Origin of the sequence: Paenibacillus allorhizoplanae (genome assembly GCF_927798215.1) — a bacterium.
GTDB classification, from domain to species: Bacteria; Bacillota; Bacilli; order Paenibacillales; family NBRC-103111; genus Paenibacillus_E; species Paenibacillus_E allorhizoplanae.
Genome location: NZ_CAKMMW010000002.1, coordinates 516,630 through 542,840 on the forward strand (window position 1 = coordinate 516,630; position 26,211 = coordinate 542,840).

Below are 26,211 nucleotides of genomic sequence, written 5' to 3' on the forward strand. Positions count from 1 at the left end.
AATGAAAGGTGGATCACCCATAATGAAAGATAAAGTAAAGGGACTTATCGTAGGTTTAACCATTGGTTCTGTTTTAAGTGGAACTGTCGCATTTGCAGCTGGTACACAAATCGAAGTAGCTTTCCGTAATCTGACGTATATGTTTGATGGTGTCGAAAAAACACCAACTGATGCCAAAGGATTCATCTATGAAGGTAATACGTATGTACCCCTGCGCTTTATGAGCGACGCTCTTGGCAAGAAAGTTACGTGGGATGATACAACAAGTACAATTTGGGTCGGTAACAATCCGAATCAAGTCGTTGCAACATACTCAGGCGGAACGGTGACAAAGGGAGAATTCGATGCGTTCTTTAACCTCAAGGCCCTGTTCAATAGTTCGCATGCGGCTTCTAAGGACAACCTAGACTATCAGACTAGTGTTCTTAAAGAACTCGTGACCAACCGAATTCTCTATAGTCGATCATCCGAAGCAGATCAGGCTGCTGCGAAAACAGGTGCTGCTGAACAAGTAGCTGCTTGGAAGCAACAGTTTGGGGCAGATAAATTTAAAGCGGACCTGCAATCGGCGCATTCATCAGAACTGGATCTACAATATTACCTCGTTGGCAGTATGACAGGGATTAACTATGTGAAATCGAGTATTACTGACGTGCAATTGAAAGCTCAGTATGATGCAGCGCTTGCTGCCAATAAAGATGCGTTTACGATCGCTTCTGTCCGTCATATCTTGATCGGACTTAACGACGCTGAAGGCAAAACCCTTCGCACGAAAGAAGAAGCACTTACACTTGCCAAGGATATTCAAACGAAACTCAAAAATGGTGGAGACTTCGCAGCGCTTGCTAAGCAATATTCCGAAGATCCAGGTTCGAAGGATACTGGCGGTCTTTATGCTGATGCTGATGTGAGCCAGTGGGTTGAAGGATTCAAAAACGCTGCGATCTCTCAAGCGGTTGGAACAATTGGTGATCCCGTTGAAACCGAGTTTGGCTATCACGTGATCAAAGTTGACTCTCGCTCTGTTAAACCTTTTTCAGCAGTAAAAGAATCACTGCGTGCTTCGCTTGAACAGGCGCAATTCCAACAATTTACCGAAAAAGAACTGCCTGGTCTGATTGAAAAGATCGATTTAGGTCAATAAATGGTGTACAATGGATGTTTAGTCTAGTAAACAGTTGAAGGATGGATTACAACAATGTTTTATGCAAAAGATTGGGTCGATTATGAGCTGCTCGATACGGGCGGCGGCGAAAAGTTAGAGCGCTGGGGGACGATTGTTCTTCGTAGACCCGACCCACAGATTATTTGGCCACTACAGAAAGAAACGCCAGCTTGGCGTCAAGCTGATGCGCATTATCACCGCAGCTCCAGCGGCGGCGGCCAATGGCAACAGAATGCTGAACTCCCTGAGCGTTGGACGATTACGTATGATCAGAAGCTGACCTTTTATATTAAGCCAACTAGTTTTAAGCATACGGGTCTTTTCCCTGAGCAAGCGGTCAATTGGAAATGGATGATGGACAAGATTAAGGGTGCTGGCCGTCCGATCAAAGTTCTCAACCTCTTCGCTTATACGGGCGGAGCAACGCTGGCGTGTGCGCATGCAGGTGCGGAAGTATGCCATGTGGATGCTTCTAAGGGGGTCGTTCAATGGGCGAAGGAGAATTTGCACCTGAGCGGCATGGGTTCTAGACCTGTTCGATTCATTACGGATGATGTGTTCAAATTCGTACAGAGAGAACAACGCCGCGGCAGCAAGTACGATGCGATCATTATGGATCCACCATCCTACGGACGTGGACCTAACGGTGAAACCTGGAAATTGGAAGATGACCTCTTCCCATTCATTCAGACTTGTCAATCCATTTTGACGGACAACCCATTGTTCCTGTTAATCAATTCCTATACGACAGGCATCTCGGCAACTGTACTTCAGAACATTTTGACAATGGCGATGAAAGACAAGCATGGCGGCACGATCTCCAGCGGTGAAATCGGTCTGCCGATCACCCACTCCGGCCTTATGCTCCCTTGCGGAATTCTGGGACGCTGGGAGGCGTAAGCGGTGGCATTGAAGGATGAATACGGTGCATCGCAGATACCGATTATTTTCGAAGACAACCACATTCTTGTGGTTGAGAAGCCCGTCAACATGCCTACGCAGGAAGACGAGTCCCGTGATCTTGACTTGTTGAACGCCTTGAAGGCCGATATCAAGGTGCGTTACAACAAGCCCGGCAATGTTTACCTCGGGCTTGTTCATCGCTTGGATCGTCCGGTTGGCGGCGTGATGGTTTTCGCCAAAACGTCAAAAGCCGCGTCCCGACTATCGGACGCGGTACGAACACGACAGCTCGACAAGACGTACGTCGCTGTCGTGCACGGTAAACCCTCCCAGCCGGCCGCTACGCTTCGCCACTGGCTGTGGAAGGATACGCGGACGAATACGGTCAGCGTGGTCAAGGCAGGCCAGCAGGACGCCAAAGAGGCGGTGCTGGACTATAAGCTGCTCGGCAGCCAAGACGGTCTCAGCTTGATCCAGATCAAGCTGCACACTGGGCGGCCGCATCAGATCCGTGTGCAGCTGGCTGCCATTGGCTGCACGCTGTACGGGGACCAGCGCTACGGCAGCGCTGTCAACAAACCAGGCCAACAGCTCGCGCTGTGGGCCACGGCACTTGCCTTTGAGCATCCTGTGCTCAAAGAGGAGATGCACTTCCGGTCGCTGCCACCTGTGCAGCGGCCTTGGAACGAATTCACCATCCCCGAGCTATGAGGGGATGAAGGCCATTTAATTCGCAACCTTGCCCAATAAATAAATAAGCAATTTCTGATTATGAGCGGAAACGCGATTCAGGTACGAATCCAACAGTTCTTCACGGATTCCACGGCCTCTCTCGCATTCCGCTTTTCCTTTACCCGTGACGTGAATCCAAACAATTCGGCGATCCTTCTCATCTCGCACACGGGTAATCAACTCCGCTTTTTCCATCCGGTCTAGTAAGGTTGTAACGGCAGCAGGTGTCGTGGATAAATACTCGATTAAATCCGAAGGCTTCATACGTTCATGGACTAGGAGCAATTCAAGCACATTCAGTTGTCCTTCCGTAATCGTAGGGGCTAAGCCTACCTCCATCTGATTTTTCAATTCCTTCGATAATTTTAGCCATAGCTTTCCGAATTCATCGGAATACATCCTCATCAACTCGCTTCCATTTTCACCTATTTACAGCAAGTATAGCATGCCTTTTCCCTACTTTAAAGATTAATGCCATTAATATTTTCTTACAAAAATTGCGAGATTCATAGACATGCTGTGGTTTGATGAAACCTAATGTCGAGCTTTCACATACTTTGTCTAGTCATGTGTGGAATGACAAGCGAATCGACTTCTTTTAACAAGTTGCCCAGTACTTACATATACTGATCGAAGGTGTCATGCACCCTTGTAATCAACAGCGAATCCCTTTACTTTCGGAGAAACTTGACGTGCAAGGCTGTTAACTTACTTTCAAGGAGTGATTGGATTGGAAGCTTGGAAAGTGGAGCTAGGCAAAAAAGCGCTGGAAGCCGGTATGCTAAAAGACCCACAGTGGCTGGATCGATTAGACGAACCGATGCCTCTGTGGGTCTTATTAGAATTAGCTTTTGCATTAATTGAAAGACTGGATCCTCCAACGGTTAGTTACGATTGAGGAAAGCGCAAAATCTCAACGATCGATTCTGTCTTCGTCACAGGAATAAGCGATTTGCCTTGGGCTTTGCGATCTTCTAACGGAGCTGTTTCTGTTGAGAATCGCAGTTTCTCGCCATTACTCATCACTGCTGTAATCAAGTAATCCATTTTCACAATGAATGTCCGGATTAAAGCTGAACCGTTAGGTCTGACACGCTTACCTTCCTTGAATTCGAAGGTAATAATCCCCTTTCCGCCGCGACCTTGAATTGGATAGTCTACAACGAGAGATCGCTTCGCATACCCGAGGTCCGAGATCACCAGTACTTCCCCTTCATCCCCATAGATCCACTCAGCTGACACGACTTCATCGTCTTCCTTGAGCTGGATGCCGCGTACACCTGCGGCCGCACGGCCCATCGGGTTTACTTCTTCCTCACGGAAACGAATGCTCATGCCTTGCTTCGTGACGAGAAGAATTTCCTTCGAATTGTCACTCATTTGAACATGGAGCACTTCATCTTGCTCGCCAAGTTTGCACGCAACAATCGCATTTGAGCGGTTCGTCATATATTCCTTCAGCTCTGTCCGCTTCACTTGACCTTTTCGTGTAACGAACACGAGTGACTTCGTCGGATCCTCGAATCCCTTGACAGGAATGACATTCACGATTCGATCTTCCTTCGCAATCGGGATGACATTTACGATCGCTGTTCCATTCTCTTTCCACTTATACTCTGGAATTTGATGGACAGGCAATAAGTAGTATTGCCCCTTCTTCGTGAAGATCAGCAAGCTCTCGATCGTATTGACATCCAGCAAGAAACGAAGGTAATCGCCTTCCTTCAAGCCTGTATTCTCAAGCTCTCCACCTGAACGTGTGAAGGAAAGCTTGCTTGTACGCTTCAAGTAGCCTTCATTGGACAAGGTGACAAGTACATCTTCCGCCGTTACTAGAACTTCTAGATTAACTTTCAGTTCTTCGACTTCTCCTTGAATCTCGGAGCGGCGATCGATACCAAATTTCTTGCGAATCTCGCCCATCTCATCTTTAATAACGCCTAGTAGTTTCTTCAAGCTGCCAAGAATCCCACGCAAGTATGCAATTGTTTTCTCAACATCCTTCAATTCCTTCTCCAGCGTTGTTATTTCCAAATTCGTTAAACGGTATAATTGCAGGACGAGGATGGCATCAGCTTGTCGTTCCGAAAAATGAAACTTCTCTACGAGATTATTTTGAGCATCCTGCCGATTTTTCGATGCTTTAATCGTGGCAATGACCTCATCCAAAATGTTCAGTGCTTTCACAAGTCCTTCAAGGACATGTGCCCGATCTTCCGCTTTTTCAAGCTCATATTGGGAGCGGAACGTCACGACCTCTTTCTGATGCCCAATATAGGCTTCCAGAATCTCGCGGATACCGAGCTGACGAGGCGCTTTATTCACAATCGCAACCATGTTGAAGTTATACGTAACTTGTAGATCCGTTTTCTTCAGCAAATAGGCCAGAATCCCTTGTGCATCCGCTTCCTTCTTGAGCTCAATCACGATCCGAAGCCCATTCCGTCCGCTTTCGTCCCGTACTTCGGCAATTCCCTCAATTTTTTTCTCCAGACGGATGTTCTCCATCGCCGTTACTAACCGAGATTTAACCACTTGATAGGGAATTTCTGTTATCACAATTTGCTGTCTGCCGCCGCGCATTTCTTCGATCGCGGTTTTGGAACGAATGTAGATGCGTCCTTTACCCGTGCGATATGCTTCACGAATGCCTTCTTCGCCCATGATGATGCCTGAAGTCGGGAAATCAGGACCTTTGACAATGGACATTAATTCGTCAACCGTAATTTCAGGTTTATCGATCATAGCCGTACAAGCATCAATAATTTCGCGCAAGTTATGTGGCGGAATTTCTGTTGCAAAGCCTGCAGAGATCCCACTTACCCCGTTAACGAGCAAATTTGGATAACGAGCAGGTAATACGACCGGTTCTTTAGTTGAATTATCGAAGTTATCTTTGAACATGACCGTGCGCTTCTCAATATCGCGCAGTAATTCCATTGCGATTTCTGACAACCGTGCTTCTGTATAACGCATTGCTGCCGGTGGATCATCGTCTAAGGAACCCCAGTTCCCGTGACCATCGACAAGTGTATGTCCCATTTTCCATGGCTGTGCCATACGTACCATACCATCATAAATCGACGCATCACCATGCGGATGATAATTACCCATTACATCCCCGACGGTTTTGGCTGATTTCCGGTAAGGCTTATCTGGCGTATTGCCGGAGTCATACATCGCATACAACACACGACGTTGAACTGGCTTCAAGCCGTCTCTCACGTCAGGTATTGCGCGATCTTGAATAATATATTTGGAATACCGACCGAAGCGATCCCCTACGATCTCCTCCAGAAAGGCTGGTAAAAACTCTTCTATGATACTCACTTTCTCGTCACCACTCTTTTTGGAAATATAACAATTTATATGTTTCACATAATAAGTTGTCTATATTTTTAGATAAACGCTTTCGTCCATAGAGGACGAAGTAGTCGTTTATTTCATCTACTCAACATATTCCGTAAAATCAACGTTTTCAATAATCCATCTCTTACGTGGATCTACTTTATCGCCCATCAATGTTGTCACACGACGTTCTGCTTTGGCCGCATCTTCGATCTGTACTTGGAGCAGCGTTCGACTTTCCGGATTCATCGTCGTTTCCCACAGCTGATCCGGATTCATCTCGCCTAATCCTTTATAGCGCTGAAGCTCCGTATTCTTACCGAGTTCTTTGACCACTACCTGCAGTTGATCGTCCGTCCAAGCATATTTATGACCACCATTTTTACCTTTTCTCGTCACTTTATACAGAGGAGGCTGAGCAATATACACTTTGCCAGCATCAATCAATGGTTTCATGTAACGATAGAAGAAAGTTAGCAGCAACACTTGAATGTGTGCGCCATCCGTATCCGCATCTGTCATCAGAATAATTTTGCCGTAATTCGTCTCTTCCGCTTCGAACTCAGAACCTACTCCTGCCCCGATAGCTGCGATAATGGCTTTATACTCCTCATTTTTCAAAATATCAAGAAGCTTGGCTTTCTCTGGATTCATCGGCTTACCTTTGAGCGGCAATATCGCTTGATGCTTCGAATCACGCCCTTGCTTCGCTGATCCACCAGCGGAATCACCTTCCACGATGAATAGCTCATTCCGTTGCAAATCCTTCGATTGCGCAGGTGTTAGCTTCCCATTCAGGTTAGAGCTCTCACTCTTCCCTTTCTTGCCGCTGCGAATCTCTTCGCGAGCTTTACGCGCGGCTTCTCTCGCTCTGGATGCTTGTACAGCCTTCTTCAACATCATTTGCGCTATGTGAGGATTTTCTTCAAGGAAAACGGTCATTTTATCGGATACAACGGCATCTACCGCACTCCGTGCAATAGCACTTCCTAGTTGGTCCTTGGTTTGACCTACGAATTCGACATCACCCATCTTGATATTGATGACGACCATCATACCTTCTCTGAGATCCGTCCCATCGAGGTTTTTATCCTTTTCCTTGAGAATGCCCCCTTTACGGGCATATTCATTCATCACTCGCGTGTAAGCTGTCTTAAAACCCGTCTCATGGGTTCCACCGCCGCGTGTAGGAATCGAATTTACGAAGGATGCAATCGTCTCCGTATAGCCATCATTGTATTGCAGAGCGACTTCAACTTCAATTTCTTCCTTCTCCGAGGCAAAATGAATAACAGGATGCAGCACGGTCTTCTCTTCATTCAGGAAGGCTACAAACTGGCTTGCACCTCCTTCATACTGAAACGAATCCACTTTATCTGTGCGTTCATCTTTCAAATTAACTTGAAGACCCGAGTTCAGGAATGCAATTTCCTGCAATCGCTCAGCCAACGTATCGTAATTGATCGTCGTTCCACCTTGGAAGACGCGTTTATCTGGTTTGAAAGTTACTTTCGTCCCTGTGCGATTGGTATTGCCGATAACCTCAAGTCCTGTTACAGGTTCACCAACATGTTCTATGCCTTTATCATCAACCCAATATTCAAAACGCATCTTATGCACTTTGCCATCGCGATTAATTTCTACTTCCAACCACTCTGAAAGCGCGTTAGTTACCGAAGCACCGACACCATGCAAGCCTCCAGATTTCTTATAGCCTGAACCTCCGAATTTACCACCAGCGTGGAGGATGGTGAATACGACTTGTGGTGTAGGAACACCTGTCTTATGCATGCCTGTAGGAATACCGCGGCCATTATCATGGACGGTAACCGATTGATCTTTATGTATCGTGACATTAATTTTGGAACAATGCTTTGCCAGATGCTCATCGACTGCATTATCTACGATTTCCCAGATCAGATGATGAAGACCTGAAGAACTGGTACTGCCAATATACATCCCTGGTCTTTTACGAACAGCAACAAGCCCTTCCAGGACTTGAATATCGTCTGCTTCGTAATCTGTCGTGGGTGTCGGGGCTTTCCCTTTCGCAAATTCTAGCTGCTCAGCCATTGGAGCCCTCCTTTATCTCTTTAATCTCTAATTTAAAATATCTTTGCGCGAAAATACCGTAAACGAAACGATAAGCGCTATTACAGTCCATACGCTTAGCACACTAAGCGAGAACCCTAAATCCATACCTTGAATAGGTGGGATCCCTCCGGTTAGATACTTCGTTAGATCCAAATTGACCATAAACAAATATTTAGCCGTCTCCCACGAGGAAACCATGTTTGATAAAATGGTTCCTGATATTAATACGGCAAGCATGACCCCCATACCTGCTGCGGTTGATCGAATTAGTACAGAAAGCATCAGCGACATGATCGCGACAACGATTGCTGTAAACCATACTAAGCCGAATTCCATCAAGAGAAAGAACCATTGATCCACGGCGCGAACACGACTAAAATCGACATCTGCCCCAGACAACTGTATGCCTGTGAAAATCGGCAAGTTCCATCCGTTATAACCAAAAACAACGCCAGAAATCAAGTAACAAATCAATCCCGTCGATAAAACAGTCAGTGAGGTGAAGAAGATAACGGTAATTAATTTACTCAATAGGATTTTCCAACGCCTGACCGGTCTTGTCAACAATAATTTAATAGTCCCCGTAGAATGCTCGGATGATACGATATCTGCTGAAATGACCATAATAATCAACGGAATAAATAAACCTACAGCATTTTTCACAAATTCACGTGTAAATGTAACCGCATTCGGTGAACTTGGATTCACGTCTTGATCCAGATAGTAGTTTGCAATTTGAATTTGTACACGGAGCTGCTGCTTCCACTCATCCGGCGTTCGTGCTGAGCTAAGGCGTTTTTCCCAATCAGTCACTTTCTGCCGCTGATCTGCCTTCCAATCCGATGTACCAAATTGCTTCTGTGTATGTTGAGCAACTCGCATTTGAGCATAAGTGAACATGGGAATTAAAGCAAGAAGAATAAGTAGAATGACATAAAATCGCTTTTTCTTAATCATTTTGATCATTTCATTTTTAACTAAAGCATAGAGTCCTGTCAATTCATTCACCTTCTCCTACTCGATTCGTTCCCCTTCGGTTAGACGCAAAAACAAATCTTCAAGTGTTGGATTTTTGATTTCTACTGCGTACAAACTAATTCCTTGTTCGATAAGAAGTTGGCTTAGCTTAGGAATGTCTTCTTGATTCATCTGAGTTGAAATCTGCATAATCGTTGTTGGTAAGTTAGATAGATTATCTGTTTCTACTGCAATGGCTGAAATCACGAACTCAGAAGATTGCAGTACGCGCTGCGCATGTTCACCTGGTGAAACCGTCCACACCACTCTACCGCCTTGAGCAATAAGTTCATCGACAGCACCTACTTGAATCACTTCACCATGACTAATAATCGCTACACGGTGGCACATTTGCTGAAGTTCGCTGAGCAAGTGACTGGAGACGAATAAACTCAGTCCATCCGCAGCTAATCGTTGAATAAACTCCCTCATTTCTTTGATCCCCTGCGGGTCAAGTCCATTTGTAGGCTCGTCCAAAATCAATAAGCTTGGTCGCCCTAATAGTGCTTGAGCAATCCCTAAGCGTTGGCGCATGCCAAGTGAATAGGTACGCACTTTATCATGAATCCGCTGATCCATCGAGACAATTTCCACGACTTCTCGAATCCGGTTCTCATCGACATCAGGCAGCATGCGGGCAAAATGCTCAAGATTTTCCCAACCTGTCAGATAGGAATAAAGCTCTGGATTTTCAACAATACAACCCACTTTTCTCATCGCTTCGTCATGCTCTTTATGTACATCAAACCCACAGATTTGAATAGTCCCTTCCGTAGGACGAATTAAATCCACGAGCATACGAATTGTCGTTGTTTTGCCTGATCCATTAGGCCCAAGAAAACCAAATATTTCGCCAGCATAGACATCAAAAGAAATGCCTTTAATAATCTCTTTGTTTTTGATGCTTTTTTTAAGATTATTGACAGATAAAACGATTTTAGGCGTTGCTGCTATAGCCATAGCATGTCCTCCCTATTTTAAAATTTGGACGATCCGATCCGCAATTCGCTCATACCCATCCCCATTCGGATGAAAATGATCGGCAGAAGATAAATATTTGATCAAATTTTGCTCAAATAGGTCGTAGGTAGGAACAATGAGCATCTGTGGGTACTTATTCGTCAGTTTAAACACGCCGTTATTCCAGCGTTGCACGGTTAAGGAACCCTGTCTCGATGGATCAAGATCTAGAAAAGGGTGATACAAACCGATATATAAGAGCGTTGCTTTCGGGTTCGCTTGATTTATGGATGAGATAATCTTTTCCATTTTGGCTAGTGCTGGGTCTACCCGTTTCTCTGCTGCTTCAGGATTAAATTCGGTCTGATTGTCTCCTTTAAAGAGCCCATCCCCTCCAGCAAAAATATCATTTCCACCGATCGTAAGCAAAATGATATCTGCTTGCGCTAGTGCATCTTGTGTTTTTTTCAATTCTAAATCAGCAAGAAGCTGATCGCTTTTGTAGCCAGGAATAGCTAGGTTATTAAGCACAAAAACGGGTTTACCACTTGCTTTTTCCAGCTTTTCACGGACACGACCAACATAGCCTTTACCCGTATTGTCGCCAGTTCCTGCTGTGAGTGAATCCCCGAGTGCGACGATTTGCAGCTTGCTGCTGCTTTCAATAATCGATGGTTTCGTAGGTGCTGGAGTAGCGAGTTGCAAATCTCCAGACGCTTTAGGGAACCATATTTGATTCGCCGCGTACGCAAAGCCAACGGCGAAAACAATCGTAGATATTGACGCGGTCAAACCAATGGCACCCCAGATGAAGCGTGATGATTTCAATGCTGTCCCCTCCTGCGAATAATTGGCATATTTCCAATTTAAGAGTATAGCTTCTCGTCAAATTTTGCAAACATTGGACAGATTCGTCGAGTTTAAGGCATGCTCACAACTCTAGTTCCACCCTGTAAGTCGATTTTATCGGCTTACAACGTGTTCTTAGCTCTAATTCCACCCTGTAACTCGATTTATTCGACTTACAGCGTGCTCACAGCTCTAACTTCACCCTGTAAGTCGATTTTATCGACTTACAGCATGTTCACAGCTCTAATTCTCCCTTGTAAGTCGATTTTATCGACTTACAGCATGCTACACACCACTTTTTCAGGTGACAGATTGTGTCGTTGGATGACTGGTAGTGAATGGTTGGGCGCGGGGGCTATTAGTGATTCGTGTCACGTTAAGTGGCAGTTGTCTGTAGTAGGTGTGTCCCTGCGGCTCAATTATCCTATCAATCGGTAGCACTCAAATTCAGAAAATTAACCAAACCATGGGCTTAATGATGGTGAATATGACAAAAAAAGCAGCCTAACCCTAAAAGAGGCCGGCCGCTTCCACTGCATTTATTTACTATCGAGGTTTAACAATAATTTGGTTTGAATATCGAGTTTTTTATCAATGGAACAGGGTCGTCACCAGGGAAGATCTCACTAGTATTCAATTGGTGCGGCTACTTTGCGTTGTTTATTTTTCATATATGTGGCCGGTGGAATAACAGCCATTTCGGCTAATTCCTCAATTGTCATTTGAAGATGAGAAAATTGCTCCAAATAGTTCATGGTGCGCTTCACAGATAGATGACGATCCTTCTCTGGCTCAAATGCTTGTCCATCCTCTAGAATACGGCGTAGGAGGTCTTGAAAAGTCGCTTGTGAACGCATTCTACCTAATGCCTCAACAGAATGCCAGTGTACCCAAATCGTATGACATAGTTCGCTTATTGCTGATGCATTGGTTAGCCCAATGTCACCCTGCAGCAGGAAATTACTTCTCGCTCTTGTAATTTCTAGCATTGAACCCCTATCTCCTATTTCATCAATCGCATCGAATTGAAAGACGTACAGCCCCTTTGGATGTGCAGCTACGATAGATGCTTAAGCCACAGCCTATCGAGCTCCATATAGGAGCTTTCTTCATCTCTAAGTCTTCCATTGCCATATAAGCACCACCATCCCGAATAAGTCATTCAACTCATTTCAAATGATAACCATTCTCAATATCTATACGAGTTTTCCTTCGCATAGCATAAAAAAGCTGCCCAACCACATTCAAATGGCTAAGCAGCTCCTCTTCTTTATGACTACACAGCATCCTGCAAAAATTTATACTGGGCTTGGATCAAACCGTAGTAGATCTTCTGTTCCTTCATGAGCTCATCATGATTACCAATTTCCATCATGCGTCCGTGATCAAGCACGACAATTTTGTCCGCATTACGAATCGTAGATAGACGATGTGCCACGATAAAGGACGTACGACCTGCTAAGAGTGTCTTCAGCGCCTCTTGGATTTTGAGCTCCGTATCTGTATCAATACTTGCTGTCGCTTCATCCAGAATGAGCACACGCGGATTAGCAAGCAGCGCTCTCGCGAATGAAATCAATTGGCGCTGTCCCATCGACAGGACGTTACCGCGCTCTTGCACCTCTGTATCGTACCCATTGGGCAGCTTAGCTATAAAATCATGCGCATGAACCGCTTTGGCTACCTGCTCGATCTCATCGTCTGTGGCGTTTAAACGTCCAAAGCGAATGTTATCGCGAATCGTACCCGAGAAAATAAACGTATCTTGGAGCACGACACCAATTTGAGAGCGAAGACTATGGATCGTCACTTGACGAATGTCGTGACCATCGACTTCTACAACGCCCTCATTCGGGTCATAGAACCGGCAAAGCAAGTTCATGATCGTACTTTTGCCTGAGCCTGTATGTCCCACTAGCGCGATGGATTGCCCTGCGGTTACATCCAAATTGATCCTGTTCAGCGCAGGACGTCCTGGCTCATACTCAAACACAAGATCTTTGAACTTCACATTTCCTTGTACATGAGGTAAATCCTTAGCACCCTCGATTTCGGAAACAGTAGGTTTCTCATCGATGAATTCAAAAATCCGTTCTGCGGAAGCCATTGCAATTAACAACTGTGAGTACATCTGCCCTAATCGCGTAATCGGTTCCCAGAAGTACCCAATATAGGTTGCAAAAGCAACTAGCAAACCAATGGAAATTTCCCCCGTTTGAACCAAATGTGCACCTAACCAGAACAAGATACAATACCCTATCGCGCCTGTAATTTCAATGAGTGGCCCAAAAGATTGATTCAACATCGATGCGCGGTTCCAGGACAACCGATTGGTCATATTCATTTTCGTGAAAAATTGAATATTCTCTTTCTCCTGCGTGTACGCCTGTGTGACACGAATACCTTGAATACACTCGTTTAAATGGGCATTTAATCGGGATTGCTTCATCGTAACGTCCTGCCAGGAACGACGAATTTTGGTCCGAAGCTTCGTTGATATGAAAAACATAATCGGAACTGTTACTATGATCGATGCACCTAATTTAAAATTAAAGGATAACAAAATAATGATGATTCCGACCAGTTGTACAATATCAATCAATAAGTTAACGACACCGTTCGTAAATAAATCTTGCAACGAATTGACATAGTTCGTTACACGAACAAGAACAGATCCAGCTGGTCTTGTATCGAAGAACCGGAATGAAAGCTTTTGAATATGACTAAAAAGGTCATGTCGGAGATCATAGATTACACGTTGCCCTATCATGTTTGTATATTTGATGCGGAAGGTGTTCGCAATCCATTGAATAAGATAAACACTGAGCATAATACCAACTATCAGAAAGAGAAGGTTCTTATCTTTAGGTATAATGGCATTGTCAATCGCTTTACTGATGAGAAGTGGAACTGTCAATTTGGTAATCGCACCCAAAAGCATCATGATGATGATAATTGGGAGCATTTGTTTTCGATAAGGCTTCATATAACCAAACAAGCGTTTTAATTGGCCCCAGTCAAAAGGCTTTTCGATCAGTTCATCATCTTGATAAACGAAGCGATGCCCTGTTTGAGAATCTGGATTGGTTGAAGCTGCATCAGCTTGCTTCGATGTAGTACTCAATTTGCCAACCTTCTTTCTGGCGTAGCGATTGGATTTATTTTGGTATCAACCGATTCCTGAGAAGTACCTTCTTCACGAGCAACTGCTGCTTGGTTCTTAGCCGTTTGATTTTGCGGTCCGTCCGCATACTGAATGTCATACGTTTGACGGTATAGGCCTTCTTGCTGTAAAAGTTCTTGATGCGTACCTCGTTGAATGACCCGCCCTTTATCAAGCACAATGATTTCATCTGCGTGCTTCAACGAAGAGATCCGGTGAGCGATGATAAACGTCGTACGACCTGCCATGACTTCACCAAAGCCTGCTTGAATCTCATGCTCCGTTTCCATATCAACCGCACTCGTAGCATCGTCTAGAACGAGAATTTTTGGATCTTTGATCAAGGCTCTTGCAATAGCAATCCGTTGCTTCTGACCACCGGAAAGCCCAAGTCCTCGCTCACCAACTAGCGTGTTATATCCCTCTGGCAGCTCTGAAATAAAATCATGTGCTTTCGCAAGCTTAGCTGCGCGAATAATCTCATCCATCGTTACATCCTTGCGACCATAAGCGATATTGTTAAGAATAGTTGATGAGAATAAAAATGTTTCTTGGAAAACTGTTGAAATTTGGCTGCGGTAGCTTTCAAGTTGCAAGGAACGAATATCTTTCCCATCCAGCATTACCTTGCCTTCTTTCACGTTATAAGCTCTCATGAGCAGTGAAATCACGGTAGTCTTTCCAGACCCTGTGCTTCCTAAAAGCCCAATAACAGAGCCTGGAGGCGCATCCAAAGTAAAATCATAAAGAGCTGGCTGTTTCTCGGGATACGCGAAAGTGACATGATCGAATCTCACATGCCCATCAACCTTAGTTAGCGCTGCAGCGTTTTCGCTATCTTTGACATGCATGTAGTGATGTAGAACCTCTAGAATCTTTTCACCAGAAGCTTTCGTTTGCGTAAAGTTATTAATGTGAAAACCAAGTCCCCACATTGGACCGATTATGTACCAAATGAGACTAAAGCAGGCAACCAATTCCCCTAGTGAAATCGTCCCGTCAATAACCATGTAGCCCCCAGCCCCGAGTAAAATAACAACACTCAAGTTCGCTAGAATTTCCATGATCGGAAAATACTTCGCCCAAATCCCTGACGATCCAATATTCATGGACTTGTAATCTTCATTACGTGCTGCGAACTTGGCAACCTCATGAGGTTCGCGAGCAAAAGATTTAACCGTCCGTACCCCTGTAATGTTTTCCTGAACAGCCGTCGTCATTGTGCTTAGAGACTGGCGCACCATCCGGAAAGCCGGGTGAATTTTGCCTTCAAAGCGTACTGCCGTAAATGCCAGAAATGGCATTGTGATCATCGTAAGTAAAGCTAACTTCCAACTGATGGAGAACATCATGCCCATGCCGAAAACGAGCATTAACAACACATTCAGCATTTGTGCGAAGCCAAAACCAATAAATTGGCGAATCGCTTCCAGATCAGCTGTCAACCTGGACATTAGATCTCCTGTTCTAGCCTGATCATAATACTGGAAAGATAAATATTGAAGCTTTTGGTAAAGCGCATTCCGTAAGTGGAATGCAACACGGTTTCCTAAGCGTCCCCCGCATAAACCATGTAAGAATTGAAACATCCCTTTCGTTGAAACGACTAAAACAACGATCAGTGCCAGTCGAGGCACCAGGTCAAATTGCTTCTTGGTGATAACTTCGTCAATCAGATACCGAAGTAAATTCGGATACACCAAGCCGAGCGCGGTAGCGATTGCAAGACATGCAATAGCTCCAAAAAACAGTTTTTTCTCTGGCCAAAAATATGGCTTCAGTTGCCTGAATACATCCACTTTGGGCCCTCCTTAAAAGGATAGATTTGAAACGCTTATAATGTGTGAACACTTTATGAATCTTAACACCATCACTATATGTGAGCAATTCGAGGATACTCGGATTTAAACGCTTAATTAGGCATAAATTCACAAAATCGTGTAGTAATCCCCCCTATTCTTTTAAATCATCGGGATAACCGCCAATGAAAGCCCTTACATGAGCAATCCAAAAAAAGGGGCAACTAAGTTCCGCAGAACCTAGTCCCCCTTTTGTTTAACAACTAAACAAATGCCTTCAACTGATGCTGTTTAGATATGAGTTCATCCAAATCAATCTTCATTTGAAGCGCATCGCGAAGCCCTTCTGCGTGCTCTTTGACCTGTTGCTCCATGATCGATTTCTGAGCTAGCAACCAATTTTCTAATTGGATGCCATACGCTTGTTCAAGCTCTGAGGTTTGACTTTCAATAAAAGCAACAACCGGCGCATTGATCCGATTTTCTAATTCGGCTTTGAGCTTGCTCTTACCATCACCCTCGAAAAATTGCTTCGCATTCTTGAAATAACTCTGAAGCAGCTTCAAGCTAACTTCCGACGCTTCGAGCTTCGTTGTCACCTCAGGTGTCACAAATGCATTCGACTCGTAAGCAGCCTTCTCAAAGCCTTCTAGCAGTAAGCTAAGCTCCTCGCCCCAGCGATTCATCCGTTTGGTGCTGATGAGATTCATGCGGTTCTCCACACGTAGTGTAGTCGCTAGAACCTCCTGAGACAAGTCATGGCCAATCATACGTAATAGTTCATTCCAAGCGAATTGTAGTGCGGCTTTCGGATCTTTGGCCTCATCACGGAAAGTTGAAGGGTTGAATGCAAAATTATAGAGCTCTCCGAACCGATACATCGTACGTTGCTTGACATAGTACATCAACTCTTGAATTTCTTTCTTCAATTCTTTTAGCTCCGCATCATACCGCGTGTCATCAAGCAAATCTAAGCCCTGCTGCTCCGACTCATCCAGCATGATCAATTGCAACCTGCGTTCTTCCTCACCTGACTGTGCCCGCTCCAACCACTTCTGCATGGTACCAATGGCGCGATGCAGCTCGAGATTAGCCGAGTGAATGGCGACATCACTAAGCTCATTCAAGGTAAACTGCACAAACTGCTGCTCAAAAGGTTGAATACCCGATTGTACTACCAAGCTATCGTCGCCCTTGATTTTACCCTCTGCTGCCAAATAACTGGAAATCGGATAAATTCGTGGATGACGAATGCCGTGCTGCACTAAATTCGTTTCCACATGCTTAACGACACCTGCCAGCTCCTCAGAGCTTGCCGCTAAATCAGCTGCATTCACGATGAAAAACATTTTATCCATTTCAAAGCTATCCTTCACACGGCCTAGCTGGAGTAGGAACTCACGATCCGCTTGGGAAAAAGCATGGTTATAATAAGTGACGAATAGGATGGCATCTGCATTTTTAATATAGTTAAAAGCAACACCCGTATGTCGAGCGTTAATGGAATCTGCCCCTGGTGTATCCACGAAAATGATACCTTGATCCGTCAGTGGGTTGGAATAATACAATTCAATAAATTCTACAAAGCAGGATTTATGTTCTTCCGCCACATAACTTGAAAACTCATCTTTGGTGATCCGAAGTTCAGTCCCCAAATGATTAGAGGCTGCTTCCCAGCCTTTTTCAACGGCTTTCAGGAACGAGAAATGCGGTTTTCCCTTGGCTGTTACGTCAGCAGGTGAAAGCTGACTAATCCGCTTCAAAGCGCTAGTCATATCCGTGGCCTCTACGCCAAGAATTTGGAGCGAGTACAGGACATCTTCCAAGATGGCGTCAGCCTTCTTCATCTTGACCTTAGCCGTACCATGCGGCCATTCTTCCGTCGGCGGCATGATCTTGTTGATCGCCGCCGTCGTCGGATTCGGCGACACTGGCAACACCCGTTCACCAATCAACGCATTGGCGAACGAAGATTTACCAGCGCTGAACGCGCCGAACAGCGCAATTGTGAACGTCCGCTGGCGCAGACGATCCGCTTTCTCGCGCATGGAGCGCGCGAGCGACCGCATCGACGGTAGCCCGTCGATGAGGCTCGAAGCCGCCTGCAAGTCGGCGGCCTTGCGCTCCATGCGCTTGCCGTGTTCACCAGTGGTGAACACGGATGACGGCACTGCGGACGGCACGGCAGCAGCCGCGTCCGTGCCTGCAGCCGCCGACGCTACTGATGACGCGGCTTGCAGGATCATCCCCATGGAGGTCACGTGCAGGTTAGCCCCGCTCAGCGGGGCTGCTGCCGGCTCCTCCATGGCCATGTACTGCTGCGCATCCGGCAGCGCCGGCGCAGAAGGTCTTTCCCAGCTGGCCATGCCCAGCAGCTGGGTCTCAGCTGCCGCCTCGGCTTCCTCGAGGCGCGCGATCTCGCGGCTGGCGCTCAGCCGGCCGCTTAGGGCTTGCAGCTCAGTCGCTAGCGCAGCGGCTGCTGGAAGTGTGTTATCGCGGACCGAAGTCGCGATGATGTCAATCACCGTAAACGCCAGTTTGCGGTACTGCAGCTTCAGTTCGCCAGCTAGCTGCTTCATGTAGTTAAGCGTATACTCGCCGCCAAACGTTGCTCCTGTATTCACTTGTGAACTGATCAAATCGCCAGTAACCTCGACCTTCAACGCTTCAATCTGTGCAATTAGCGCAGCATCATGTTGACCTTGATCGCTTGCTGCCTTTTTCAGCGCATCACGCAAATGCCAATCCAGCTGTGCTTCTACTTGCTCTGCCAAATCGGCCTGAAACGCGGTTAGCCGTTTCTCTTGCTCTGCAGCAGTCTTTGCTGCACTTGAGAAAAATCCAACCTTAAATCCGGGTTTACGGCTCTCCAAATAGGCATTAGCATTATCCCTCGTTAGCGAAGGCGTAATATTTGCATTCTCAATAATGGCGCCAACATCTTTACGAAGATCTGTAATTAACAATTCTGGCAAATTGTTCAATGCCATAAGTTCGGCTTGCTTGGCAGCTGCCAACGTTTGAACGTCTTCAACATCGCCTTCCTCGTTGAGCGATTCCAGCAACTCCGCCTTCTGAGGTTCATGTTGCTCCGCCAACCATTTGCTGTGCTCGGCAGCCAAATAGCGTGCAGATGCATCAATGCTATAGCTTCGCAAGATATCACCGCGCTCGATAAGGCGGCTCAGCAACCACTGCAGCTTAGCATACTCATTATGTGGATGAGCTGGCTCCTTCATCGTCACAAACAACAGATCATCAGGTTCAATACCCCAATTTAAGAAGGCTTGCTTCGTTCCACTTTGGTACTGCTCAAAAGGAAGCTCCCATTCCTTGTGCTTATCAATCATATTAACAATAAGATAGAGCGGTTTCCCCCACTCCTTCATTTTCTTTGTGAATGCTAAATTCACTTCAGATTGCACATGGTTATAGTCCATGACATAGAACACCACGTCAGCTAAATGCAAAGCAGACTCGGTAGATTGATGATGCGCATCATCTGTAGAATCAATGCCCGGCGTGTCCAGCAAAGCTGTATCTTCACCGAGAAAGGGAATAGGGTAAGTAATCTCAACGGTTTCGATATCTGTTCCATTCACACAATAGGCTTCTAACTCGCTGAGTGGAATGGTTGTTGTCATCCCTTGTGGGTTGACCTTCCCTTCATGGCTGCGATGAGTTACATGCGCACCAGGTTGCCCATTGCGTATACTAACAATGTTAGCACTCGTTGGAATTGGACTCGATGGTAACAAAGCTTGGCCACACAGCTGATTAATAAGTGTTGATTTTCCAGCAGAGAAATGCCCGCAGAACGCAATATTCATCCGTCCACTATCGAGCTTATCCAGCAATTGCCCCATTTTCGTGGCATTATCACCATCACCTGCATGCCCAAGCACTTGCTGCATCTTCTTAAGTGCATCCGGCATGACCGTGATGCTTCCAGCTACTAATTGCGTCATTCGTTCATTCCGCTCCTCTATGATTTGTTCTTTGGTACTACCTCTCAGCTATACAGAAAAAAAATCTCCCAAAGGGAGATTCTGGACTTACGTGAGGGCGATTTTTTCTTTTTCCGGTAGGAAAATTTCAAAAACGTCACGATGTTGAAGAATCGTAATATCCGAATCCTTCACTTTCATCACAACAACCTCGGATTTTGTTTTCATTTTGTCTATGTAGTTCTGAGGAACCTCACCGGATTCACTGACAGTTACACCTTCAATGACTTTTTCCTCATTATCGGCTAACGGTGTGTTGATTACTTGCTCATAAATATCGGAGAACAATTCGAAGCTATTCGTATATACGGCGATGCATTTCATCTCAATCCCATCCTTTGTCAGCATTTCATTTGTTTGTAATAGTTTTCCTAGTTGGTTGTGGTTTCATACGCTTCTTCCCCTCACGGCATTTGTCCAATAGAGGACAAAATGTGCAATTGGGGTTCTGTGCCTTACAGTGATATCGACCAAAGAAAATGAGTCGATGATGTGTTTGCGTCCATTCGTCTCGCGGAACTTTCTTCATTAACTTCTTTTCAACTTCCAGCACGGAATCATCCAAGCCCACAAGTCCTAATCGCTTAGAGACTCGTTCCACATGTGTGTCAACCGCAATCGCCGGCACGCCAAAAGCGTTCGATACAACGACATTTGCTGTCTTACGTCCAACACCAGGCAATTCAACTAACTGCTCATGCTTCTCAGGAATTTCACCACCGAACTTGTCCAGTAGCAATTGACACAGCTTATGAATATGACTAGCCTTGTTACGAAATAGTCCAATCCTCCGAATATCTTGCTCCAATTCCTCTAACGGAACAGCCAAGTAGTCTTCAGGGCGTTTGTACTTCGCAAACAAGTCTTTAGTAACCTTATTCACGGTTTCATCCGTACACTGAGCCGATAGTAATACAGCAATTGTTAATTCAAATGGATTACTGTGGTTCAACTCACAATGCGCATCCGGATATAGCTCACCGATCGTATCCAGAATATGTCTTACTGTCTTCTGTGTCATAGCTGATCTTCCTTAGGATCGTAATATTCTCCAGTTTAGCGAATTGTTAGGTCATAATCAATCCTTGAAAGCGTCAAAATGCGAACATTTTCTAAAAAATAAACATTTTTTTTTTGAAAAATAGAAAAAACCGTCTGTTTGAGATGATTAGCTTCTCAAATACAGACGGTTTTCCTCTATCTTTTGTTCAAATTTCTATTTTTCAATCTCAACAATTTTATTGTCAAGGATATACAGATTTAATTGATCACCAGATACATAGGAGGATAGCGGTACAACTGTGGAGCCATTATGGAAGTAAGCTCTCGGGAACAAATTGTAAGCAGTCCGATCACCTGCACTATTAGTCTTCATGTAAACTTGGTTCAATGTAGAGCTGTATTGATCAAACTCACGTTTAGAAGTTGCAGCTACTTGGATGAGCAATTTATCATTGATATCTTTCATCAATTGAACACGATCCCCCACTTTAATTGAGGAGAAACTCAAGTCAGCACCACCGTTAAGTTTCACATTGTAATTGCTACCTGCACTAATGACTTGACTTTTACCCGTAAAATCTTGAACAGTCAAGCTTGTACCTGCTGCATTTACAGCTGTTACTTTACCACGAATCGGTGTTATTAACTCTGCCTTCGTAATCGCGAGCCCTTTGAATGTCAATTTCAGATAGTCGTCAATCGCCAAATCAGCGAACACTGCACTAGTACCATCGGCTTTCACAAGGGAAACACCATCTAATGCGATTGTATAGTTCGTATTCGTGCCATCCATAACCGTAGCTTGTTTCAAGTTCGCATTGGTTAGAAGGGTTTTGTATATCGTCGTGTTCGTTGTGACGATTTTAGTTACAGTCGTTTGATCATAGCTAAGCAGAAGACTTACTTTATCTCCCACTTTCAAATCAGAAAGCGTACTGTTCGGCTTATTTGCAACTTCAACGATAGGTGTAAAGTTCAGTTTAAACGTTAAGCTTTGCCCACTATCTGTTTTCAACGTGACATCATTCGTCTGTAAATTCAATTGTGTTAATGCGCCGTCTAACTGCGTGGACATTTGAATACTCAACACTTTTTTATTTGAAACCAGAACATCTACATATTTACCTGGGGTAAAAATACCATTAAAAGAGCTAAACGGCAATTTGCTGCCATTAAACGTGATGGAAATACCATCATTTAAAATATAAGCATTTGGATTTCCAGCATTATCTGTAACCGTTAGAATTTTTGATGAGTCCTTATAATCAATGATTTTGGCAAAATATAAATTCTCAATCGATCGGTTTACAACTGTAATCGTTGTAACCTTATTATTCAACACGTCTAGCTTTAATTGATCACCAGCAGCCAAATCATAAATACTTGCGTTCGTTAAACCATTAATAACAACGCTAGCATTATTACTCAATTCAAAGGCATCGACTGTCTTACCAGAAGTTTTATTGATTAAAATCGTCGAATGATCGTCCGTAAATTGTTTGAACGTTCCTTCGACACTCGTTCCAACATCCGCTTGCTTTTTAACGATAATCTTAACAATCTCACTATTCTTGACCGTGTACTCTACCGTATCGCCAACATGTATCGCATCTACACTAATCAATGTGTTATCTGCAAGTGTCGCAACTACATTACTCGAGAAGCCAAACGTCTCAGGCTCACCTGTTGCGGACTCAAGCAACGTCAATTGCATAGCGTCTTTGTTTAACGTCTGAATATCGCCAACCGCTGTTTTATTCACCGGGATTTGTTTCACAACGATAGACGTATATTTGTCGCTGTCCACAAGCTGACTTTTACGAATTTGAATCGTGCTGCCCGCAACGATCTCACCTAGGCTAAGTCCTCGCCCTTCGATATCTGTTACAGCAACATCCGATGCTAAATCGTAGCTTTCATAATCATCGAGGGTTGCTTTCATCGTTGTCAGATTCAGCTTTAACAACTGACCTTCGTGAATGTCCATGTGCAGTTCATCACTTAGAATTTCTACATAATAAGCTGTTCCGTTTACTTGAACAATCGATATTTCATATGTTTCTTGCAGAACTTTTGGTGATATGGCAACATCATCTTTGTTTCCGAAAAATACGGTATTTGGTGAAATTTTATAAGTACTAGTATTCCCATCCTTATCCATAAGTCCGATGCTGCCGCTCGTTAGGCTAGTCAAATAGCCCTTCTTCGCACGCTCTGGCAAAGTAATCGAATCCTTTTGAGAACGACTTAGGAAAGCCGCCATTTGCGCACGAGTTACAGCGCCTTTCGGTTGAAAAGAACCATCCTCGAACCCATCTACGATTTTCAGAGCTACGGCTGCATTAATGAATCCTAATGCACTGCTGCTAATCTGCGTATTATCTGTAAATGATGTTGCCTGGCTCGATAAACTTTGTGCAAGAGAAGCTTTGCCAATAGCTCGGATGACGACTTCAGCTACCCATTCTCTTGTCGCTTTTTGTTGTCCCCAATTGCCAACAAGCTTCGTACCTTGACTTCTTAATTTTTCTTGTTCTGTTGAAATCAAGCCTTTTTGTAGGGCTAGTGCTACGTAGTTTCGAGCATATTTATCAACTAACATGAAATCAGGAAACACCGTTTCCGACGCCAAATTATCGACATCTGCTTGTAAACCCATCATCCGTGTAGCCATAATTAGCACATCTTGTTGCGTTACCGAAGTTTCTGGTGAATAGATGCCATCTCCTACTCCCTCAATAACACCTTCCAAAGCAAGCTTCGAAATGTGGCGAATCCCCCAGTAGTTACTACTCACATCATTAAAAGAAAGACGAACATTCGAATTGGAGGTTGTCGTTGAAGTGGTTGAAGTGGTTGAAGTATTCACGGGTGCTGCAAGGACTGGCGTACCTGCTAGACTTGTGATGATTAATGAGCTTACGATAGCACTCGCCAATTGCTTATTTTTCATAATCAAAGTTAACTCCTCTTCAGATCCTAATTAGTAGGCCGTTTAATCGGGTATGGAAGCTCCAAATGTCCCATTAAACTATCTACCTGCTTACCGTCTTTAAGTACATACAATGTTTTTACTTCTGGGAATTGAAAAATCGTTTTCTTCAGTGCTTGTATGAATAACTCTTCCCCAGGAGCACCTAATTGTGTTTTGGGACCGAATGTCATATCCAGCTTCATTTCACCTTTGACGCTATCAAATTTCACACTTGTGAATTTCAAATCATCAAATAAGGGAATAGCCTTCGGATCATCACTCTTCTGAAGTGCTTTAAGAGCAGCCTCATACGCATCAGAATCCTTCTCAACACTCACTGTGACCACTTTTTCAACGAGCTTCATTTCATCTTGGTCACTGTAATAGGCTTTTACCTGCAACTGCTTCAGAGGGGCAACTGTAGGTTTCGGCGTGACCGTTGGTATGGAAGATGCTGCAATTGGTGTTGAAGTTGACTGCGGTGCCGTAGTAGCGGCCCCAGATAATTGAATTTTCTGGCCACAAGCCGTAACAGACAATGTGATGGCACTTACAAGGAGCGCTCCTTGAACTAGGCGACTTGTTTTGTTCATCTTATTCACTCCTTAGCATTATGCCTAGACAGGCTAGCCTAGTTTGATCCGCTTGATGGTCTACATGCTTATTTAAGGTTCAAATATTCCTTAATCGCGGCAACAAGTGAAGCAGCTAATTTGTCCTGGAATGTCTCTTTATACATGGCAGATTCATCATTCTTATTGGACAAATAACCAACTTCAAGCAAGACTGCAGGCATACTAGTTTTGGTGATAACGCGGAAATCTGCTTGACGAACCTTTCGATCAGCAAACCCAGTAGCTGGAACAGCGTACTTATGAATTACGTTAGCGAAATCTAAGCTTTCTGGCCTGTTATAGTATGTTTCCGTTCCTGATACCGTTGCTTTGGCACTATTTCCGTGGATCGATAAAAATAAGTCTGCTGAAATATCATTAGCAAAAGAAACTCGATCATCTAACGGAATAAAAGTATCATCAGAACGGGTCATCAGGACATGCATCCGCTTATCTTTCGCTAATAGTTCCTCTACCTTCTTCGCTGTAGCAAGTGTAAATTCCTTCTCATGCTTACCCGTGATGGAAAGTGCACCAGGATCGTTGTCACCGTGACCAGCATCGATGATAACCGTTAATTTCCTCTCACCAATTGAAGCCTTCCATTGATTAGGAAGTTTGGATGTAATCGTCTGGTACTCCGCTGGCGCGTTTAAATCCAGAATAACTCTAACTGTAGCCGGATTATCGTTGAAATTTGAAAATCGCACTTTGGACACTAACGGCTGCTTGGATGGTAATTCTCCGGAATTTTTAACAAGTAGCTTCTGCAGTGACTCATCCAATGTGGTGTTAGGGAAATCAAACACGAGACGCGAAGGATTCGATAGAGTTAAGACCTTCGGACTTAGGCTCCCATCCTTAGCAATGACAGAAAATTCCGTTTCTGATAGTGAGATAGACGTAATCACGTGAACGGAAGGGTCTGGCGTGATTGTACCTGTTCCTGTACCATTTCCACTTCCAGTACCTGCTCCCGAACCGTTTCCTGTGTTTGTCCCGGTAGAAGGTTTCGTTCCTGGAGGTTTGGTCTCCGGATTTACTGTACCTCCATCTGGAACTACAACTTCTACAGGACCCGTGACTGGTTTAGAATCCGATTCAATATCTTTGAACATATGCACGGAAGAAGTAGCGCCATCCCACTTAAATTCTATACCCAATACTTCACCGATGAAACGCAGCGGAAGCATTGTTGAGCCATTTTCGATCTTAGGTCCTACTTCTAACGTTTCTTTTTTACCATTAATGATAGCTGTTACATTGTTTATCACGAGTTGGATATTGATTTTGTCCTTCACGATTGTTACCTTACTTGTGGCTTCGTCCCAGCTCACTTTTGCACCGATTTGTTCGACGATTATTCGAACGGGAACAATCGTATTATCATTCACAATACGCGGTTGAACACCTTGGACTTCGAGTTGCTTCTCATTCATATAAAGCTTAATCGGCTTTGGCGCTTCAGCTCCAAAGGCGGTTGTTGGCAGCAGCAACAGACATGCGAGCAAAAACAAACAAAATGCAGGAAATTTCATCATTCACCTCTATGTAATGTCGGAATTGGGGGATTTCGGGGGATGT

Annotated in this window: 19 protein-coding genes; 4 read left to right on the forward strand and 15 right to left on the reverse strand. The window is 44.5% G+C overall.

Going from position 1 to position 26,211, the window contains the following annotated elements; genetic code table 11:
• Positions 1-22 precede the first annotated feature (22 nt).
• The 3 genes from L6I86_RS04975 to L6I86_RS04985 are packed head-to-tail and all read left to right on the forward strand — an operon-like array spanning position 23 to position 2,779.
• The gene (locus L6I86_RS04975; protein WP_236285182.1) at positions 23-1,144 is read left to right on the forward strand and encodes a peptidylprolyl isomerase; all 1,122 of its coding nucleotides are present in this window, start codon (positions 23-25) and stop codon (positions 1,142-1,144) included.
• A gap of 54 nt (positions 1,145-1,198) precedes the next feature.
• Positions 1,199-2,065: a class I SAM-dependent methyltransferase gene (locus L6I86_RS04980; RefSeq protein WP_056620772.1), complete on the forward strand. Its 867-nt coding sequence runs from the start codon at positions 1,199-1,201 to the stop codon at positions 2,063-2,065.
• A gap of 3 nt (positions 2,066-2,068) precedes the next feature.
• Entirely contained in the window at positions 2,069-2,779 is a 711-nt protein-coding gene (locus L6I86_RS04985; RefSeq protein WP_236285184.1) for an RluA family pseudouridine synthase, read from the forward strand.
• 15 nt (positions 2,780-2,794) lie between these two features.
• Here L6I86_RS04985 and L6I86_RS04990 read toward each other — a convergent pair whose 3' ends face one another.
• Positions 2,795-3,199: a MarR family winged helix-turn-helix transcriptional regulator gene (locus L6I86_RS04990; protein ID WP_236285192.1), complete on the reverse strand. Its 405-nt coding sequence runs from the start codon at positions 3,197-3,199 to the stop codon at positions 2,795-2,797.
• A gap of 331 nt (positions 3,200-3,530) precedes the next feature.
• Between L6I86_RS04990 and L6I86_RS04995 the strand changes: the two genes are divergently transcribed.
• Positions 3,531-3,698 (forward strand): hypothetical protein, encoded by a 168-nt coding sequence (locus tag L6I86_RS04995; RefSeq protein ID WP_171628731.1) that lies wholly within the window; start codon positions 3,531-3,533, stop codon positions 3,696-3,698.
• Here L6I86_RS04995 and gyrA read toward each other — a convergent pair.
• From gyrA to L6I86_RS05065, 14 genes are all read right to left on the reverse strand, one after another.
• The gene (gene gyrA / locus L6I86_RS05000) at positions 3,689-6,130 is read right to left on the reverse strand and encodes a DNA gyrase subunit A (protein WP_236285677.1); all 2,442 of its coding nucleotides are present in this window, start codon (positions 6,128-6,130) and stop codon (positions 3,689-3,691) included. The two genes, L6I86_RS04995 and gyrA, sit on opposite strands and share 10 nt — an antisense overlap.
• 117 nt (positions 6,131-6,247) lie before the next feature.
• Positions 6,248-8,221, reverse strand: coding sequence for a DNA topoisomerase IV subunit B (parE, locus tag L6I86_RS05005; RefSeq protein ID WP_236285194.1), 1,974 nt, complete (start codon positions 8,219-8,221; stop codon positions 6,248-6,250).
• 27 nt (positions 8,222-8,248) lie between these two features.
• The gene (locus L6I86_RS05010) at positions 8,249-9,241 is read right to left on the reverse strand and encodes an ABC transporter permease (RefSeq protein WP_236285680.1); all 993 of its coding nucleotides are present in this window, start codon (positions 9,239-9,241) and stop codon (positions 8,249-8,251) included.
• A gap of 15 nt (positions 9,242-9,256) precedes the next feature.
• Complete coding sequence (locus L6I86_RS05015; protein ID WP_236285196.1) at positions 9,257-10,219, reverse strand: ABC transporter ATP-binding protein; 963 nt, start codon at positions 10,217-10,219, stop codon at positions 9,257-9,259.
• 12 nt (positions 10,220-10,231) lie between these two features.
• Complete coding sequence (locus L6I86_RS05020; protein WP_236285210.1) at positions 10,232-11,047, reverse strand: GDSL-type esterase/lipase family protein; 816 nt, start codon at positions 11,045-11,047, stop codon at positions 10,232-10,234.
• Between the two features lie 647 nt (positions 11,048-11,694).
• Positions 11,695-12,057 (reverse strand): hypothetical protein, encoded by a 363-nt coding sequence (locus tag L6I86_RS05025; RefSeq protein WP_236285212.1) that lies wholly within the window; start codon positions 12,055-12,057, stop codon positions 11,695-11,697.
• 287 nt (positions 12,058-12,344) lie between these two features.
• A complete protein-coding gene (locus L6I86_RS05030; protein ID WP_236285214.1) occupies positions 12,345-14,192 on the reverse strand; it encodes an ABC transporter ATP-binding protein in 1,848 nt (615 codons plus the stop codon).
• Complete coding sequence (locus L6I86_RS05035; protein ID WP_236285216.1) at positions 14,189-16,030, reverse strand: ABC transporter ATP-binding protein; 1,842 nt, start codon at positions 16,028-16,030, stop codon at positions 14,189-14,191. The genes L6I86_RS05030 and L6I86_RS05035 overlap by 4 nt, the downstream gene beginning before the upstream one ends.
• A 263-nt stretch (positions 16,031-16,293) precedes the next feature.
• Complete coding sequence (locus L6I86_RS05040; RefSeq protein ID WP_236285218.1) at positions 16,294-19,998, reverse strand: dynamin family protein; 3,705 nt, start codon at positions 19,996-19,998, stop codon at positions 16,294-16,296.
• A gap of 87 nt (positions 19,999-20,085) precedes the next feature.
• A complete protein-coding gene (locus L6I86_RS05045) occupies positions 20,086-20,361 on the reverse strand; it encodes a hypothetical protein (protein WP_028554377.1) in 276 nt (91 codons plus the stop codon).
• A 25-nt stretch (positions 20,362-20,386) separates the two neighbouring features.
• Positions 20,387-21,058 (reverse strand): endonuclease III, encoded by a 672-nt coding sequence (nth, locus tag L6I86_RS05050; protein ID WP_171628747.1) that lies wholly within the window; start codon positions 21,056-21,058, stop codon positions 20,387-20,389.
• Positions 21,059-21,253: 195 nt separating this feature from the next.
• A complete protein-coding gene (locus tag L6I86_RS05055) occupies positions 21,254-23,992 on the reverse strand; it encodes an S-layer homology domain-containing protein (protein ID WP_236285219.1) in 2,739 nt (912 codons plus the stop codon).
• 26 nt (positions 23,993-24,018) lie between these two features.
• On the reverse strand, positions 24,019-24,606 hold the full coding sequence (locus L6I86_RS05060; RefSeq protein ID WP_236285220.1) for a GerMN domain-containing protein: 588 nt from the start codon (positions 24,604-24,606) through the stop codon (positions 24,019-24,021).
• A gap of 68 nt (positions 24,607-24,674) precedes the next feature.
• Positions 24,675-26,165, reverse strand: a complete 1,491-nt coding sequence (locus L6I86_RS05065; protein WP_236285221.1) for an N-acetylmuramoyl-L-alanine amidase family protein — start codon at positions 26,163-26,165, stop codon at positions 24,675-24,677.
• Between the last annotated feature and the right edge of the window lie 46 nt (positions 26,166-26,211).